This window comes from Mesorhizobium sp. USDA 3734 (genome assembly GCF_056279665.1).
Map to the genome: position 1 here is coordinate 4,138,524 of NZ_JBWCCW010000001.1, position 14,525 is coordinate 4,153,048.

15 protein-coding genes are annotated in these 14,525 nt (G+C 62.0%); 10 read left to right on the top strand and 5 right to left on the bottom strand.

Going from position 1 to position 14,525, the window contains the following annotated elements:
- Window positions 1–16: 16 nt before the first annotated feature.
- The 5 genes from ACZ89F_RS20300 (at window position 17) to ACZ89F_RS20320 (ending at window position 5,742) form a co-directional block, all read left to right on the top strand.
- On the top strand, window positions 17–781 hold the full coding sequence (locus ACZ89F_RS20300) for an SDR family oxidoreductase (protein WP_476093785.1): 765 nt from the start codon (window positions 17–19) through the stop codon (window positions 779–781).
- 434 nt (window positions 782–1,215) lie between these two features.
- Entirely contained in the window at window positions 1,216–2,190 is a 975-nt protein-coding gene (locus tag ACZ89F_RS20305) for an ABC transporter substrate-binding protein (protein ID WP_136621551.1), read from the top strand.
- Between the two features lie 78 nt (window positions 2,191–2,268).
- On the top strand, window positions 2,269–3,354 hold the full coding sequence (locus tag ACZ89F_RS20310) for a quaternary amine ABC transporter ATP-binding protein (protein WP_476093786.1): 1,086 nt from the start codon (window positions 2,269–2,271) through the stop codon (window positions 3,352–3,354).
- On the top strand, window positions 3,351–5,333 hold the full coding sequence (locus ACZ89F_RS20315) for an ABC transporter permease (protein ID WP_476093787.1): 1,983 nt from the start codon (window positions 3,351–3,353) through the stop codon (window positions 5,331–5,333). The genes ACZ89F_RS20310 and ACZ89F_RS20315 overlap by 4 nt, the downstream gene beginning before the upstream one ends.
- Before the next feature lie 31 nt (window positions 5,334–5,364).
- The gene (locus tag ACZ89F_RS20320; protein ID WP_476093788.1) at window positions 5,365–5,742 is read left to right on the top strand and encodes a GFA family protein; all 378 of its coding nucleotides are present in this window, start codon (window positions 5,365–5,367) and stop codon (window positions 5,740–5,742) included.
- Window positions 5,743–5,757: 15 nt separating this feature from the next.
- Here the strand turns inward: ACZ89F_RS20320 and ACZ89F_RS20325 are convergent, their stop codons facing one another.
- Window positions 5,758–7,116: an NAD(P)-binding domain-containing protein gene (locus tag ACZ89F_RS20325; RefSeq protein ID WP_476093789.1), complete on the bottom strand. Its 1,359-nt coding sequence runs from the start codon at window positions 7,114–7,116 to the stop codon at window positions 5,758–5,760.
- Window positions 7,117–7,435: 319 nt separating this feature from the next.
- Between ACZ89F_RS20325 and ACZ89F_RS20330 the strand changes: the two genes are divergently transcribed.
- Entirely contained in the window at window positions 7,436–8,152 is a 717-nt protein-coding gene (locus tag ACZ89F_RS20330) for a helix-turn-helix domain-containing protein (RefSeq protein ID WP_476093790.1), read from the top strand.
- On the opposite strand, the gene ACZ89F_RS20335 is transcribed toward ACZ89F_RS20330, so the two are convergent.
- The 4 genes from ACZ89F_RS20335 to ACZ89F_RS20350 are packed head-to-tail and all read right to left on the bottom strand — an operon-like array spanning window position 8,149 to window position 11,932.
- Window positions 8,149–9,189, bottom strand: coding sequence for a heme-dependent oxidative N-demethylase family protein (locus ACZ89F_RS20335; RefSeq protein ID WP_352981642.1), 1,041 nt, complete (start codon window positions 9,187–9,189; stop codon window positions 8,149–8,151). The two genes, ACZ89F_RS20330 and ACZ89F_RS20335, sit on opposite strands and share 4 nt — an antisense overlap.
- Before the next feature lie 9 nt (window positions 9,190–9,198).
- Window positions 9,199–10,164, bottom strand: a complete 966-nt coding sequence (locus ACZ89F_RS20340) for a PDR/VanB family oxidoreductase (protein WP_476093791.1) — start codon at window positions 10,162–10,164, stop codon at window positions 9,199–9,201.
- Window positions 10,161–10,757, bottom strand: coding sequence for a dimethylamine monooxygenase subunit DmmA family protein (locus tag ACZ89F_RS20345; RefSeq protein ID WP_476093792.1), 597 nt, complete (start codon window positions 10,755–10,757; stop codon window positions 10,161–10,163). Before ACZ89F_RS20345 ends, ACZ89F_RS20340 begins: the two co-directional genes overlap by 4 nt.
- Window positions 10,758–10,798: 41 nt before the next feature.
- Window positions 10,799–11,932: an aminomethyl transferase family protein gene (locus tag ACZ89F_RS20350; RefSeq protein WP_476093793.1), complete on the bottom strand. Its 1,134-nt coding sequence runs from the start codon at window positions 11,930–11,932 to the stop codon at window positions 10,799–10,801.
- Window positions 11,933–12,219: 287 nt separating this feature from the next.
- Here ACZ89F_RS20350 and ACZ89F_RS20355 point away from each other — a divergent pair, with 287 nt between their 5' ends.
- From ACZ89F_RS20355 to ACZ89F_RS20370, 4 genes are read left to right on the top strand one after another with little or no spacing between them, the layout of a single operon-like run.
- Window positions 12,220–12,507, top strand: coding sequence for a hypothetical protein (locus ACZ89F_RS20355; protein WP_056581339.1), 288 nt, complete (start codon window positions 12,220–12,222; stop codon window positions 12,505–12,507).
- A 12-nt stretch (window positions 12,508–12,519) separates the two neighbouring features.
- Complete coding sequence (locus ACZ89F_RS20360; RefSeq protein ID WP_111546925.1) at window positions 12,520–12,897, top strand: hypothetical protein; 378 nt, start codon at window positions 12,520–12,522, stop codon at window positions 12,895–12,897.
- A gap of 34 nt (window positions 12,898–12,931) precedes the next feature.
- Entirely contained in the window at window positions 12,932–13,093 is a 162-nt protein-coding gene (locus ACZ89F_RS20365) for a hypothetical protein (protein WP_292180450.1), read from the top strand.
- A 14-nt stretch (window positions 13,094–13,107) separates the two neighbouring features.
- Window positions 13,108–14,502, top strand: coding sequence for an APC family permease (locus tag ACZ89F_RS20370; protein ID WP_136621560.1), 1,395 nt, complete (start codon window positions 13,108–13,110; stop codon window positions 14,500–14,502).
- Window positions 14,503–14,525 lie beyond the last annotated feature (23 nt).

The following is a 14,525-nucleotide window of genomic DNA, read 5'->3' on the forward strand; positions in this document are numbered from 1 at the left end:
GCAGGGAGGGCTATCGATGGATCTTTTCAAGCTGGACGGCGATGTCGCGCTGGTCACCGGCGCCGGCAGCGGCATCGGCCAGGCAATCGCGATCGGATTGGCCGAGGCAGGCGCCGACGTCGCCTGTTTTGGCCATGCGTCGAAGGGTGGGCTGGACGAAACCGCCCACCGGATCACGGCGCTCGGCCGCAAGGCGCTGGTGCTGACCGGCACGGTGACGTCGCAGAGCGATCTCGCGGCGGCGGTCGATCGCGTCGAGGCGGAACTCGGTGCCCTGACCGTCGCCGTCAACAATGCCGGCATTGCCGGCTCAGAGCCCGCCGAGACGATGCCGCTGGAAACATGGCAGAAGGTGCACGAAGTCAATGTCGCCGGCGTGTTCCTGTCCTGCCAGGCCGAAGCGCGCAAGATGCTGGCGCGGCGCAAGGGCTCGATCATCAACATCGCCTCGATGTCGGGCACTATCGTCAACCGGGGCCTGACCCAGGCGCACTACAACTCTTCGAAGGCCGCCGTCATCCATATGTCGAAGAGCCTCGCCATGGAGTGGGCCGATCGCGGACTGCGCATCAATGTCGTCAGCCCGGGCTACACGCTGACACCGATGAACAGGCGACCTGAGGTGGCCGAAGAGGTGAAGATCTTCAAGCGCGACACGCCGATGGGACGCATGGCGGCGCCGGAGGAGATGGTCGGGCCGACGGTGTTCCTGGCCAGCCGCGCATCGAGTTTCGTCACCGGCCTCGACCTGATCGTCGATGGCGGCTACGTCTGCTGGTAAGGGCTCAACTTCGCCTGCAGTTTGAATATATGCGTCCCGCGAGGCGTTAGACATTGCGCGGCATGAACCTTGGTATATATAATTTCATCTCATGAAACGGCCTTGGCGAGATGGGGCTTGGGCGAGATGGGGCTTGCCGGTCGACAGCCGAGAATATGGGACCTTGATGGCTCGCACCTTGCAGGGCGCCGCAGGACTGGCAATTGATCCGCAGATGACCGCGCCCGCAGCGGTCTGTCGGCAGCCATGACACTGACACTCCAGTCCTATTCCATCATCACCGAAATTGAGCACCATCTTGCCCGCGCTGGCCAAAGCCGGGGTAACAATTTGGCGCCGACGGCCTTGCGCAAAGACCAGCCTTTCCAACACAATCAAGAAAAGCCGCAAGAAGGGAACGAACGATTATTTTCACAGCTTGAAGGAGAACAAGCATGTCATTTCGCAGCCAGATTTCGAAACTGTCGATGGGCGCCGTCGCGCTCGCGACGTTAAGCCTGCTGACACCATCCGCCCAAGCCGCCGCACCGGAATCCAACGATCCGATCAAAATCGCGCTGTTCGACTGGACCAGCGTCAATCTGAACGCCAAGATCCTCGGCGGCATCCTGGAAAAACTCGGCTATACCGTCGAATATCCTACCGCCGACTACCTCTCCAGCCTCACCACGGGTCTCACCAATGGCGATCTCGATGTCGGCCTGGAGTTCTGGGACACGACCGCCGGCGAAGCCATGAAGGCCTCCGATGCGACCGGCCAGACCGAACGGCTGGGCAAGCTCGGACCCAAGGCCAAGGAAGAATGGTGGTTTCCCGAATACATGAAGGAAAAGTGCCCGGGCCTGCCCAATTGGGAAGCGTTGAAAGACCCGAAATGCGCCGAAGCATTTTCGACGGCTGAGACGGCACCGAAGGGGCGCTACCTCGGTGGCCCGGTGACCTGGGAAGGTTTTGACGACGAGCGCGTCGAGGCGCTGAAACTGCCCTTCACCGTCATCCATGCCGGCACCGATGCGGCGATGTTCGCCGAGCTGGACTCGGCCTACCAGCGCAAAGCGCCGATCATGCTGTGGATCTACTCGCCGCACTGGGCGCCGGCCAAATACAAGGGCGAGTGGGTTGAATTCCCCGAATACACGCCCGAGTGCTACAACGACCCGAAATGGGGCGTGAACCCCGATGCCAAATATGATTGCGGCAAGCCGCATGGCGAGATCTGGAAGTACTCCTGGTCCGGCATGAAGGACAAATGGCCGGTCGCCTACAAGGTGGCGAAGGCCTACACGATCGACACCGACGAACTCAACAAGATGAGCGGCGAGATCGATCTCGGCGGCAAGACGCCGGAAGACGTCGCAGCCGCCTGGATCGCCGCCCATGAGGCCGACTGGAAAGCCTGGGCGCAGTGATCGTTCCAACTGGAAAAATGAGACCCGGCTGCATGATCAGCCGGGCCTCACTTCTTGATGCTCCAGAAGGACGTTTGAATGACGGACAAGACTGACCAGGAGCCAAACGCGGCGGGCGCGCCAAAAGATGCCCGCCCGATAAAGCTCGCCTGCCGCAATGTCTGGAAGCTGTTCGGATCGAACGCGGCCCGTTTCATCCGCGAACGCGACGGCAAGGCCAGCATGGCCGAAGTCACCGCTGCCGGACTGGTCGGCGCGGTGCGCGCCGTCGACCTCGAAATCCGCCAGGGCGAGATCTTCATCATCATGGGCCTATCGGGCTCCGGCAAATCGACACTGGTGCGCTGCATGTCCAGGCTGGTCGAGCCGACACATGGCAAGGTCGAATTCGAGGGCAATGACCTCCTGAAAATCTCGGATGCAGCCCTCATCGAATTGCGGCGACACCGCATGGGCATGGTGTTCCAGAATTTTGCGCTTCTGCCGCATCTCAATGTGCTGGAGAACATCGCCTTCCCGCTCAGCATCCAGGGGCAGGACCGGTCGACGCGGGAAGCACGAGCCGGCGAGGTGATCGAGCTTGTCGGCCTGCGCGGCCGCGAGCACTTTTATCCGCGCGAGCTGTCCGGCGGCCAGCAGCAGCGTGTCGGCATCGCCCGCAGCCTGGCGACAAAACCGGAAATCTGGTTCCTCGACGAACCGTTCTCGGCGCTCGACCCGCTGATCCGCCGCGAGATGCAGGACGAGCTGATGCGGCTGCAAACCATGCTGCACAAGACCATCGTCTTCATCACCCATGATTTCGACGAGGCGATCCGGCTGGCCGACCGCATCGCCATCATGAAGGACGGCGAGGTTATCCAGATCGGCACGCCGGAGGAGCTGGTGGTCAATCCGGCGACCGACTATGTCGCCGAGTTCACCCGCGACGTCGACCGCGCCAAGGTGATTTCGGCGCGCAGCCTGATGCGCGCCTGCGACGGCTCGGAGCATGGCGGAACGGTTGCGCCCGAGGCCAAGATATCGAGCTTTTCCGCCAGCATCGTTTCGGCCAACAAGCCGTTCGCGGTGGTCAACGGCACCGGCAAGCCGATCGGCGAGGTGACGCCGCAAGCGGTGATCGATCTGCTGGCCGGCATCGATCGCTCAAGGGCCGGCGGATGACGGTGACCGCAAGCGCCAGCGAGCAGAGGTCGCGGCCGATTCAGATCTGGCTGCTGATCTGGGCGTTCGCGCTTGCCGCCGTGCTTGTCGTTTTCCTGCTGCAGGACAGGCTGCCCTGGGCGGTCAACTATCCGGCCAGCGCCGTCGTGCCGGTCGCCGACTGGGTCAGCGCGCTGATGCGCTGGATCAAGTCGAACCTGTCGTGGCTGACCCGCTCGATCACCGCGGTGCTCGGCGTGCCGCTCGACTTCGCGCTCAATCTCTTGGCCAAGAATTTCAAGATCGGTCACGGCACTGATGCCTATGTCCTGCCGCGCGTGTCCTGGGTCGGCGTCTGCGCTGCCGCCTTCCTCGCCGGACATGCCGTTGGCGGCAGAAAACTCAGCCTGCTGGTCGGTGGCTGTTTCCTCTACATCGCCCTGTTCGGCCAATGGACCAGCGCCATGCTGACGCTCGGGCTGATCTCCATCGCGGTGCCTTTCTGCATCGTCACCGGGCTGTTCGCCGGCATCTGGGCATGGCGCAAGCCCTGGGCGGAAAGGCTCATTGTCTCCCCTGCCCTTGACCTGATGCAGACGATCCCGACCTTCGCCTATCTGATCCCGATGCTGCTGCTGTTCGGCAACAGCCCGGTCTCGGCGATGATCGCAACCGCCATTTTCGCCACCCCGCCGATGGTGCGGGCGACGATGCTGGGCCTGTCGCGGGTGCCGTCGGAGATCGACGATTTCAGCGAAATGGCCGGTTGCACGGCGCGGCAGAAACTGTGGCGGGTGCTCTTACCCTCGGCGCGGCCGACACTGATGGTCGGCGTCAACCAGGTCATCATGCTGGCGCTGAACATGGTCATCATCGCCTCGATGATCGGTGCCGGTGGCCTCGGCTACGATGTGCTTCTGGCGCTGCGCGCGCTGAAGGTGGGCGAGGCGATGGAAGCCGGCCTCGCCATCGTGGCGCTCGCCATCGCGCTCGACCGGCTGAGCCAGGCCATCGCGCACAAGCAGGCAAAGGGCCATGTCCATCGGGAGACGAGCCCGAGCCTCTGGCGGCGTTACCCCAATCTGACGCTGGCCATCGCCATCCTTGTCGTCACCACGCTGCTCGGCCTGTTCGTTCCCGCCTTCGCGGCGGTGCCGAAAGCGATCACCTTCACCACGGCGCCACTGTGGAAGGCGGCGGTGAACTGGGTGACGATCAACTTCTTCGACACGATCGAGGCCTTTCGCGTGGCGCTCATCCTGAATCTGCTGAACCCGCTGCGCGCCTTTTGCGAGGGCTTTCCGTGGCTGGGCGCCGTCTTCCTGCTCGGTCTTGCCGGCTATCAGCTCTCCGGCCTGCGGCTGGCGATATTGGTCGCCGCACTGACCGCCTTCTGCGCCGCCACCGGCCTGTGGGAAAAGACCATGGCGACCGTCTATCTCTGCGGTATCTCGGCCTTCATCGCCTGCCTGATCGGCATCCCCATCGGCCTGATGGCCGCGCGCAGTGACCGCTTCGAGAAGATCGTCACGCCGGTCATCGACACGCTGCAGGTGCTGCCGTCCTTCTGCTTCATCATCCCGGTGGTGATGCTGTTCCGTGTCGGCGACGTCACCGCGATGATCGCAACGATAGCCTTCGCCGTGGTGCCGGCGATCCGTTACACCAATCACGGCGTCAGGCAGGTGCCTCCGGCGCTGATCGAGGCGGCCAAGGTGTCGGGCTGCACGCCGCGCCAGACCTTCTTTCGCGTTCAACTGCCGCTGGCGCTGCCGGAGATCATGCTTGGCGTCAACCAGACGATCCTGATGGCGCTGGCGATGATCATCATATGCGCCATGGTCGGCACCCGCGATCTCGGCCAGGAAGTGTTCATCGCGCTGTCCAAGGCCGATTCCGGCCGTGGCATCGTCGCCGGTCTGGCCATCGCCTTCATCGGCATCGTCGCCGACCGGCTGTTCAGCGCCTGGACGGCGAAGGCCAGGGCAAGGCTCGGGTAGGATTCTGCCGCCCCAACACAGGAGAGAAGTGATGACAGGCCGGACAGCTCGCTGCACCTGTGGTCAATTGCAGATCCGATGTCCGCAAGAGCCGGCCAAGGTCTCGCTTTGCCATTGCCTGGACTGTCAGCGGCGGACCGGCAGTCCGTTCGGGATCGCCGCTTTCTTTGCCGCCGCCGCGATCGAGATCAGCGGCTCGTTCCAGACATACCAACGCGATTCCGACAGCGGTTTTCCCGTCACCTTCCATTTCTGCGGAACGTGCGGCTCGACGGTCTTTTGGTATCCGTCACGGAGACCCGCAGCTGTGGCCGTTGCCGTCGGCTGTTTCGCAGACCCGTCATTCCCGGCGCCGACGCAGTCTGTCTACGGCAAGAGTCGCCACGGCTGGGTCGCGGCGCCGGCCTGACGGCAAGCCAACCCGTTATTCCGCCGCGACGCCCTTCACCTCGAGATAGCTCTCCATCGAATCGTCAAGCGCCTGCAGCCACGGCGTATGATGCAGCGGCGCCATGGTGCCGGTCATCAGCGAGCGGTAGGCGTGGTCGCGGAAGCTCATAATGTCTTCGCCCTTGTGGTGCTCCCACTCCATGAAGGTCTGGTTGACCGCCTCGACGTCGAAACCGGGATAGTCAGTCTGGTCCATCAATTCCTTGGTGTAGTCGCCCTGGAACCAGATCATCTGCTCGGCGTCTTCAAGCGTCTCCTCGCGCGCGCGCCATTTCGCGCCGTGCGCGGCCATCGCCTCGGCCGAGGGCAGCTTGATGCGACCCATGATGACGTCGCGCGCGAACCAGGCCTGCGCGTCGAACATGTTGAAGGTGTAGAACTGGTCCTGCATGCCGATATAGGAGAGCTGCGGGTTCTTCTCCCAGACGACGCCTTCATAGAGGTCGAGCGGCCACATGCGGTTGGCGGTCTTGAGCTTCAAATCTTCGGTGAGGAACGGGAAGGAATGCAGATAGCCGGTGCACAGGATGATGGCGTCGACATCCTTGGTGGTGCCATCCTTGAAATGCGCGGTCTTGCCGACGACCTTCTGCAGCAGCGGCACCTCTTTCCAATTGTCAGGCCATTTGAAGCCCATCGGCTTCGAGCGGTAGCTGGAGGTGATCGATTTGGCGCCGTACTTGTAGCATTGCGAGCCGATGTCCTCGGCCGAATAGGAGCGGCCGATGATCAGGATATCCTTGCCCTTGAATTCCATCGCGTCGCGGAAATCATGGCTGTGCAGGATGCGGCCGTTGAAGGTCGAAAAACCTTCGAAATAGGGCACGTTGGGCACCGAGAAATGGCCGGAAGCGACGACGACATTGTCGAACTCTTCGGAGTAGGTGACGTCGTTGGTGCGGTCATGCGCGGTGACTGTGAATTTCTTCGTCTCGTCCGAAAACGTCACCATGCGCACCGGGCTGTTGAAGCGCACCCATTTGCGCACGCCTGACTTTTCGACGCGGCCCTTGATGTAGTCCCACAGAACGGCGCGCGGCGGATAGGAGCCGATCGGCCGGCCGAAATGCTCCTCGAAGGTGTAGTCGGCGAATTCCAGACATTCCTTCGGTCCGTTGGACCAGAGGTAGCGATACATCGAGCCGTGCACCGGGTCGCCATGCTCGTCGAGGCCAGTGCGCCATGTGTAGTTCCACAGGCCACCCCAGTCCGACTGCTTTTCGAAGCAGACGATCTCGGGAATGTCGGCGCCCTTGTCGGCCGCCGACTTGAAGGCCCTGAGCTGTGCCAGGCCGGACGGGCCGGCTCCGATGACGGCAACGCGACTTTTCATGGCAGGCCTCCCGATCTGAATTCGACTTTATGTTTTGACGCAACTCCGGACGGAAAACCGTTTCACACTTTTCCTGGAATTGCTCTTACGAAACAAATTTCACTCACAGGGACAGTAATTGGCCCTTTCGTGCTGTCAACAGTCCGGTGCTGAAACTAGGTTCCGCCGCGGTGGATTTCCTGCGAAAAACCAGACGCGGCCAAACGCCGGATCGAGCGCATGCGCTTTCAGGCGACTTGCCGTCGCAGTTGCGCTGCTGTATCGGCACCTGACATGTTCACCTAGAGTGAAATAAATCTGCAGGAGTGCCGGGGGCGACATGGCGAAGAAAACTTCCGATTCCAAGGCTGGTCCCGCGGCCGCGAAAGCCAAGCCGCTGCCAAAGGTCTCGGCCGACGGGAAAACCATCCGCGCGCCGCTGACGCAGAACCCGCATGCCATTCGCGACACCCGCGAAAAAGTGCTGGAGGTGGCGATCGGCCGCGAGGTGCGCGCCTTCCGCAAGAAGCTCGGCATCACCGTCGCCGACCTGGCGGTCGCCACCGACATTTCGCTGGGCATGCTGTCGAAGATCGAGAACGGTATCACCTCGCCGTCGCTGACCACCTTGCAAGCGTTGTCACGCGCGCTCGGCGTTCCCGTCACCGCCTTCTTCCGCCGTTTCGAGGAAGAGCGCAGCGCCGTCTTCGTCAAGGCCGGCCAAGGTCTCGATGTCGAGCGCCGCGGCACCCGCGCCGGCCATCAGTACAATCTGCTCGGCCATATCGGCTCCAACACCAGCGGCGTCGTTGTCGAACCCTATCTGATCACGCTGACCGAGGATTCCGATGTGTTTCCGACCTTCCAGCATGAGGGCATGGAGTTCCTCTACATGCTCGAAGGCGAGGTCGTTTACCGGCACGGCAGCAACCTCTACCCGATGAAGCCCGGCGACAGCCTGTTCTTCGACGCCGACGCGCCGCATGGGCCGGAACAATTGACGAAACTGCCGATGCGCTATCTCTCGATCATCTGCTATCCGCAGAGCGCGAGTTAGTCCGGCCCAAAGCCTGGACTCGTCGGGCTCCCGTCATCGAGCTTCGACAGCCACTCGACCAATGCCGGGCGATAACGCGTCAGGCCCTTGTAGTTGGCGAGTTCGTCGGGCAGGTCGCGGATGACGCGATGCAGGCGCCGTGCCCATTTCGGCTGCGTCACCAGCTCGTCCATCTTGATCAGATAGCAGCGGATCGGGAAGACGATGCCGTTAGAGCGCGGCAGCCGCCAGAAGCTCTGCAGCTCGACCCTCAGATGCACCTTGTCGCCGACATTCTCCGGCGTCACCGTCGCCCGATCCGGGCCCCATTTGTGGTAGTTCTCCGGGCTGGTGTCGAGGCGCGGGTTGATGGTCATCGTCCAGTTCAGCCGCCGCGCCGGCTTGCCTTGCTGGATGTTGGTGAGGAATTTCAGCGCCCTGACGAAAATCCCCTTCTCATGCGCCAACGGCACCGGCGCGTGCCATTCGAAGAAGTTCATGCCGATGTCGAAGTCGAGCGACCAGTCGGCCTGGGTGGTGACCATGCCGGCATCCATCCACAGATTGCCGTCGCGCTGGTCGAGGATACAGAAGTCGCCCTGGCTCTGGCGGGTAATGTATTCCATCGGCCCGTAAGGCAGCGTCGAGGTGTCGCCGAAGGTGAAAGTGTCGTCGATGCCGAGCGGCCGGTTGATCCAGCGCCAGCGATCGCCGTCGCGGGTCAGCGTGAAATGCTCGGGATAGCCAAGCGCCTGCTGTTCCATCAAAAGCTCGAGCAGGTCCCAGCCGGCCAGCGTCATGTGCGGCAGCGACTGGCAGCGCAGCGGATCCTCGGCCAGCACCAGCGCGCGGTCCTGCATCTCGGCGACGTAGTGCTCGTCGACGTCGATCAGGTTTTCCAGCACGCTGCCCTTCGGCCCGACTACATGCGGCTCGATGTTGACCGCATACATGTAGGCGTCTTCGTGGAACGGGAACGGAAACCGCCTGATGTGCTCCGGGCTGTTCTTGAAGGTGAAGTCGTCGCGGAACGTTTCCTTGCGAAAGGTGATGCCCATGATTTTCTCCTACCGTTCCAGGACCAGCGACCGGCCCTCGAAGCGCGACACGCACGGCATGATCTTGCAGCCGGAGCGATGGTCTTCCTCGCTTAGCCAGTGGTCGTTGTGGATGAACTTGCCATCGTATGAGATGACGTTGGTTTCGCACTGACCGCAGACACCGCCGCGGCAGAGATAGGGAGGATCGACGCCGGCCGCCTCGATCGCTTCCAGCAGGCTCTGCTGTTCGCCGACGCGGATCCCCTTGCCACTGACGGCAAGCGTCACGTCGAACGGCAGCCCGGGCTGGGGTGCCGCGAAATGCTCGAAATGCACGGTTTCCGCCGGCCAGCCCAAGGCGGCCGCGCGATCGCGCACCCAGTTGATCATGCCGGCCGGGCCGCAGACATAGAGATGCGTGCCGAGCGGCTGCGTCGACAGCAACCGGTCGAGTTCGATGCGCTCGTCAAGGTCGTCGTGATAGAGCCTGACCCGGCGGTCGTAGCGCTCGCGCAGCACATCGGCATAGGTGCCGAGCGACGCAGTTCGGCAGGTGTAGTGCAGTTCGAAATTGCCGCCTTCGGCCGCCAGCTGCGCGGTCTGCGCCATGAACGGCGTGATGCCGATGCCGCCGGCCAGCATCAGGTGCTTTTTGGCGCGCAGGTCGAGCGAGAACAGATTGACCGGATAGCTGACCACCATCTCCATGCCGGGCTTGACGCTCCGGTGCATGAACAGCGAGCCGCCACGGCCGACATCGTCGCGGCGCACGGAGATCGTGTATTCGCGCGTGTCGAGCGGCGAGCCCATCAGCGAATAGGGATTGAGCCGGGTCCGCTCGCCGTCGCGCATCTCGACCACGACATGGGCGCCGCCGGAAAAAGTCGGCAAAAGCTCACCATCACGGCGGCGGAAATGGAAGCGGGTGACCAGATCGTTGACCGGGACGACATCGCTGACCACGACATCGAGTTTTGTCGTGCCGGTGCTCATCGAAAAACCTCCTCCATCGGAGGGACCTCCGAGCGGTCTTCCGCATTGATGCAGACGCCCTGGAAAGCGGCGATGCGCCTGGAATAGTGATCGCGCACCAGAAGCAGCAGGCCGCAATGAGCACAGGTCGCCGGCTGCGTCGTCACATTCTCGGTGATGCCCTTGCAGTGGACGCATTGCATGCGCCGCGCCAGCGAGCCACGATGCTCGGTCTGGATCGAGGTATGGTCGATGCCGGCTTCAAGCGCCACCTGCATCGCCTGGCCGATCAGGCCTTCGGTGCCCGAGAGATAGAGGCGCAAGCCCATATGCGCGTTGGCCAGTGTCTGCCTGAGCCGCGGTAGCAGGCTGGCGAAGGACGGCGCCTGGTGGAACTGTGCCGGCTTCAGTGCTTCGAGGGCGACGGCATGTTTGCCGTCAGGCCCAGGAATGAAGACGATTTCGGCGTCGTCGAGAAACCCGGGCGGCGCCCTCCCGGCCATCTCCGCTATTGCCAGCGCCCCTTCCGCATCCGCGATGAAAAGATGATGCTTGCCGGGTTGCGGAGACAAGGTTCCGTAAACGGGCCGGCTGATGATGCTTTTGGCTGCCATTTAAGTCTTCGTGCCTCGAACCCCTCGCCGGTGACTATGCCTCAACCTTTCGCCGTGCGCTTGGTCTTCTTGGGGTCGTCGAATGGCAATGGCTGGGCGGTGGCCTTGATGGCACCACTCTTGTTGCGGATTTCGAGCTTGGTGTCCTTGACCGCGCAGTCGACGTCGAGCCGGGCGATGCCCATCGATTTCTTGACCAGCGGCGAATACATGGCGCAGGTCACCACGCCGACTTGTCTGCCGTCGCGATAGACCGGAGCGCCCTCATCGGCCGGCTCCTTGCCGTCGAGCAGAACACCATAGATCTTGAAGCGTTCCTTGCCTTTCAGGCGGTAATGCTCCTCGGCGCCCCGGAAACCCGTCTTGCCGGGGCTGACGGTGAAGTCGAGGCCGAGTTCCCACAGCGTGTCGCCGGGGCCTTCATTGTTGAACGGGTATTTCTGCGAATTGTCGTAGGGGTAGAAAAGCAGATAACTTTCGACGCGCAGCATGTCGAGCGTGGTGAAGCGGCATGGAATGATGCCGGCGCTCTTGCCCTCGTCGAGGATCCTGTCCCAGATCGTGCCGGCGTCCTGGCCGCGGCAGAAGATCTCGTAGCCACGCTCGCCGGTATAGCCGGTTCGCGAGATCATGACGGGCAAGCCGAACAGCTGGGTCTGCATGTGATGGAAATAGTTGAGGTCGCGAATACCCGGCACGTGCTTGGCCAGATAGTCGACGGCTGTCGGACCCTGCAGCGAAAGATCGTGCAGATTGTCGTCGAAGCGCAGCGAGACATCACGCCCCATCGCTGCCCGCTGCAACTCCTCGTGGCCGGTGCCCGAACCATGCACGACCATCCAGGAATTCGGCCCGGTGCGGTAGAGGATGCAGTCGTCGGTGAATTTTCCCGCCTCGTTCAGCATGCAGGCATAGGCCGACTTGCCGGGGTAGATCTTTTCGACATCGCGCGTCGTCGCCAGGTCGATCAGGTGTGAGGCATGCGGCCCTGATATGTGGACCTTCTTGAGGCCGGAGACGTCCATCAGGCCGGCCTTGGTGCGGATGGCGATATACTCCTCGTCGGCATCCTTGTCGTAGGTCCAGGCGGTTCCCATGCCGCTCCAGTCTTCGAGCTTCGAACCGAGCGCGCGATGGCGATCCGCCAGGGTCGAAAATCTCCAGGATGCCGTCATCCGCTCGTCCTCCGTTTCGAAAATTCTCTAGCTGTTCCCTGCCCCCTGCGCAGCGGCGGGAGCTTTGGCCGAATATTGAACGTAAACCTCCGGGCGCCGCAATACCCATAAGCAATTAATTTCATTGTCAGGCAAAATCCCTCGCGCGAAGCAAACGGTTAACCCGACGTAAATCGCGCTTGACAATTGCGGAATTCGGACTGAATTTATGAAAAAAATTTCACTCTCTTGAAAGAGGGCAGCGGGCGGCCAATTCGGGGTCGAGCGTTGGAAAAAGGGGAAAACCGATGTCAGACATGCAGCAGCGCATCGAAGCGCTGTACCGTTCCGATGTGCGCGGATCCGCGCTCCTGATCGTCTGCCTGTGGGCGACGATCCTCTTCGTCCTCCTCATGACATGGCCCTACATCCCGCACGGCGGCATCAAGGCCGTGGTCGCGATCGCCGCCGCCGCCGTGCTGATCTTCAACACCGCGGCGATCCTGGCGATGGTCAAGCACTACAAGGAAGACAAGGAATTCATCTACGGGCTCGACATCAAGAACGCCGACGCGTTCCGCAACCGCAAGTCCTGAGGGGTAGAAGAGATGTCCCGCTACACGCCACCGGAGCAGAGCAAGGCCGGGCAGATATTCGATATCGTCGTCGTCGTGGTCGCCATTTTCGTGGCGCTGTGGCTGCCGCTCAAGATGGGCCTCGCCGGTGCGGCGAAATCCATCGACGCGCTCGACGCCAAGACCTGGGAAGCGCTTGGCCAGAACCCGACCATGGCCTCGATCTGGGAAAAGCTCGGCTACACGCCCGAGACCGCGCACGACATCATCCAGAACCGCTTCCATTATGTCATCGACTGGCCGACGCTGATCATCATGGCTGCGGTGCTGATCGGCTATTTCGTCTTCCTGTTTCGCGCATCCGACCGCGAATATCGCGACGTCATCAACGAAAAATTCGACGACAAATAAGAGTTTTGACGACAAGTAATCTGGGGACACGATCATGTGGGTGGCACTCTCTTACGCATGCTGGGGCATCTCGATCGTGCTCGCTTTGTGGATGCTCTACGACTGGTTCAAGGTCGACACGACCTTCTCCGAAGAGGTGCTGACCTCGTCGCGCGAAGGCGAGCTTGAAGCCGTTTCCGAAAAACACCGGATCTGAGTGGGGATTGAACAATGACGGTCACACTTGAACCGGCAATTCACGGGGACAGGGTTTCACTTCTCCGCGTGCTTGGCCCCGCCCATGTCTGGGCACTCGGCGTCGGCATCGTTCTCGTCGGCGAATTCACCGGCTGGAATTTTGCCGCCGACAAGGGCGGCGCGCTGGCAGCACTTATCGTCTGCTGGGTCGTCGGATTGCTCTACACCTCGGTCGCGATGATCGATTCCGAGGTCACATCGACCGTCGCCGCCGCCGGCGGCCAATATGCGCAGGCCAAGCACATTGTCGGACCGCTGATGGCGTTCAATGTCGCGCTGTTCCTGGTCTTTGCCTACACCATGCTCGAAGTGTCCGACGCCATCCTGCTCGGCGACACCATCGTGGCCAAGGCGGGGGTCGAGGGGCTCACCCACAACTCCTTCATCGCCGCCACCATCGTCGTGCTGGCGTGGCTGAACTATCGCGGCGTGCTGATGACGCTCAACGTCAACTTCGTCATCACCGCAATCGCCTATATCTCGATCGTCATCCTGTTCTTTTCGGTAAGCCCGTGGACGCAAGGCGCGGTGCTGAAGCTGAACGAGCTGGTTACTCCCGGCAACGCGCTCCCCTATGGCTGGATCGGCGTCATCGCCGCCTTCCAGTTCGGCATCTGGTACTATCTCGGCATCGAGGGCACCACGCAGGCCGCCGAGGAAGTGCGCTCGCCGGCGCGTTCGCTGCCTTACGGCACCATGGCCGGCATGATCACGCTTTTGATCGCCGCCGCCATGACCTGGTATGTCTGCGCCTCGATGATGCCGTGGGAATATCTGGGCATCACCTATTACCCGCTGTGGGACGCGGGCAAGCTGACCGGCAGCCCGTTGCTCGAGAACCTGCTGTTCGTCGCCACGCTGCTTGCCGCACTGGCCTCGGCCAATGGCTGCATCAACGACGCGGCGCGCGCATGGTTTTCGCTCGGCCGTGACCGCTATCTGCCGACCTGGTTCTCGGCGGTGCATCCGAAATATCGCACGCCCTATCGTTCGATCCTGTTCCTGCTGCCGATCGCGCTGGCCTTCGCCTTCATCGCCGACCTCAACCAGGCGATCACCTTCTCGATCCTGTCGGGTGTGCTGCAATACACGTTCATGAGCATCAACATCATCATGTTCCGCAAGAAGTGGCCGCTCGGCTCGATCCGCCGCGGCTACACGCACCCCTTCCATCCGATCCCGGCCATCGTGCTGTTTTGCCTGTGCGTGGTGACCTTCTTCGCCATCTTCCTCGGCTTCGGCTCGCAGCTGATCGCCATGGTCGCCTTCTATTTCCTGATCTCGCTGTGGTTCCATTTCTATCGCTACAAATTCGTGCGGCGCGGCGACCAGTTCACCATGCCGTGGCCGAAGCCGCAGGGCTATTGATGGGAGTGGGCCCGTCCGGATCC

Excerpts from the sequence above, each read along its gene's own strand:
- ACZ89F_RS20340 (WP_476093791.1), bottom strand. The coding sequence starts at position 10,164 with ATGAGCACCGGCACGACAAAACTCGATGTCGTGGTCAGCGATGTCGTC.
- ACZ89F_RS20300 (WP_476093785.1), top strand. The coding sequence starts at position 17 with ATGGATCTTTTCAAGCTGGACGGCGATGTCGCGCTGGTCACCGGCGCC.
- ACZ89F_RS20370 (WP_136621560.1), top strand. The coding sequence starts at position 13,108 with ATGACGGTCACACTTGAACCGGCAATTCACGGGGACAGGGTTTCACTT.
- ACZ89F_RS20360 (WP_111546925.1), top strand. The coding sequence starts at position 12,520 with ATGTCCCGCTACACGCCACCGGAGCAGAGCAAGGCCGGGCAGATATTC.
- ACZ89F_RS20330 (WP_476093790.1), top strand. The coding sequence starts at position 7,436 with ATGGCGAAGAAAACTTCCGATTCCAAGGCTGGTCCCGCGGCCGCGAAA.
- ACZ89F_RS20365 (WP_292180450.1), top strand. The coding sequence starts at position 12,932 with ATGTGGGTGGCACTCTCTTACGCATGCTGGGGCATCTCGATCGTGCTC.
- ACZ89F_RS20305 (WP_136621551.1), top strand. The coding sequence starts at position 1,216 with ATGTCATTTCGCAGCCAGATTTCGAAACTGTCGATGGGCGCCGTCGCG.
- ACZ89F_RS20325 (WP_476093789.1), bottom strand. The coding sequence starts at position 7,116 with ATGAAAAGTCGCGTTGCCGTCATCGGAGCCGGCCCGTCCGGCCTGGCA.
- ACZ89F_RS20315 (WP_476093787.1), top strand. The coding sequence starts at position 3,351 with ATGACGGTGACCGCAAGCGCCAGCGAGCAGAGGTCGCGGCCGATTCAG.
- ACZ89F_RS20335 (WP_352981642.1), bottom strand. The coding sequence starts at position 9,189 with ATGGGCATCACCTTTCGCAAGGAAACGTTCCGCGACGACTTCACCTTC.
- ACZ89F_RS20350 (WP_476093793.1), bottom strand. The coding sequence starts at position 11,932 with ATGACGGCATCCTGGAGATTTTCGACCCTGGCGGATCGCCATCGCGCG.
- ACZ89F_RS20355 (WP_056581339.1), top strand. The coding sequence starts at position 12,220 with ATGTCAGACATGCAGCAGCGCATCGAAGCGCTGTACCGTTCCGATGTG.
- ACZ89F_RS20310 (WP_476093786.1), top strand. The coding sequence starts at position 2,269 with ATGACGGACAAGACTGACCAGGAGCCAAACGCGGCGGGCGCGCCAAAA.
- ACZ89F_RS20345 (WP_476093792.1), bottom strand. The coding sequence starts at position 10,757 with ATGGCAGCCAAAAGCATCATCAGCCGGCCCGTTTACGGAACCTTGTCT.
- ACZ89F_RS20320 (WP_476093788.1), top strand. The coding sequence starts at position 5,365 with ATGACAGGCCGGACAGCTCGCTGCACCTGTGGTCAATTGCAGATCCGA.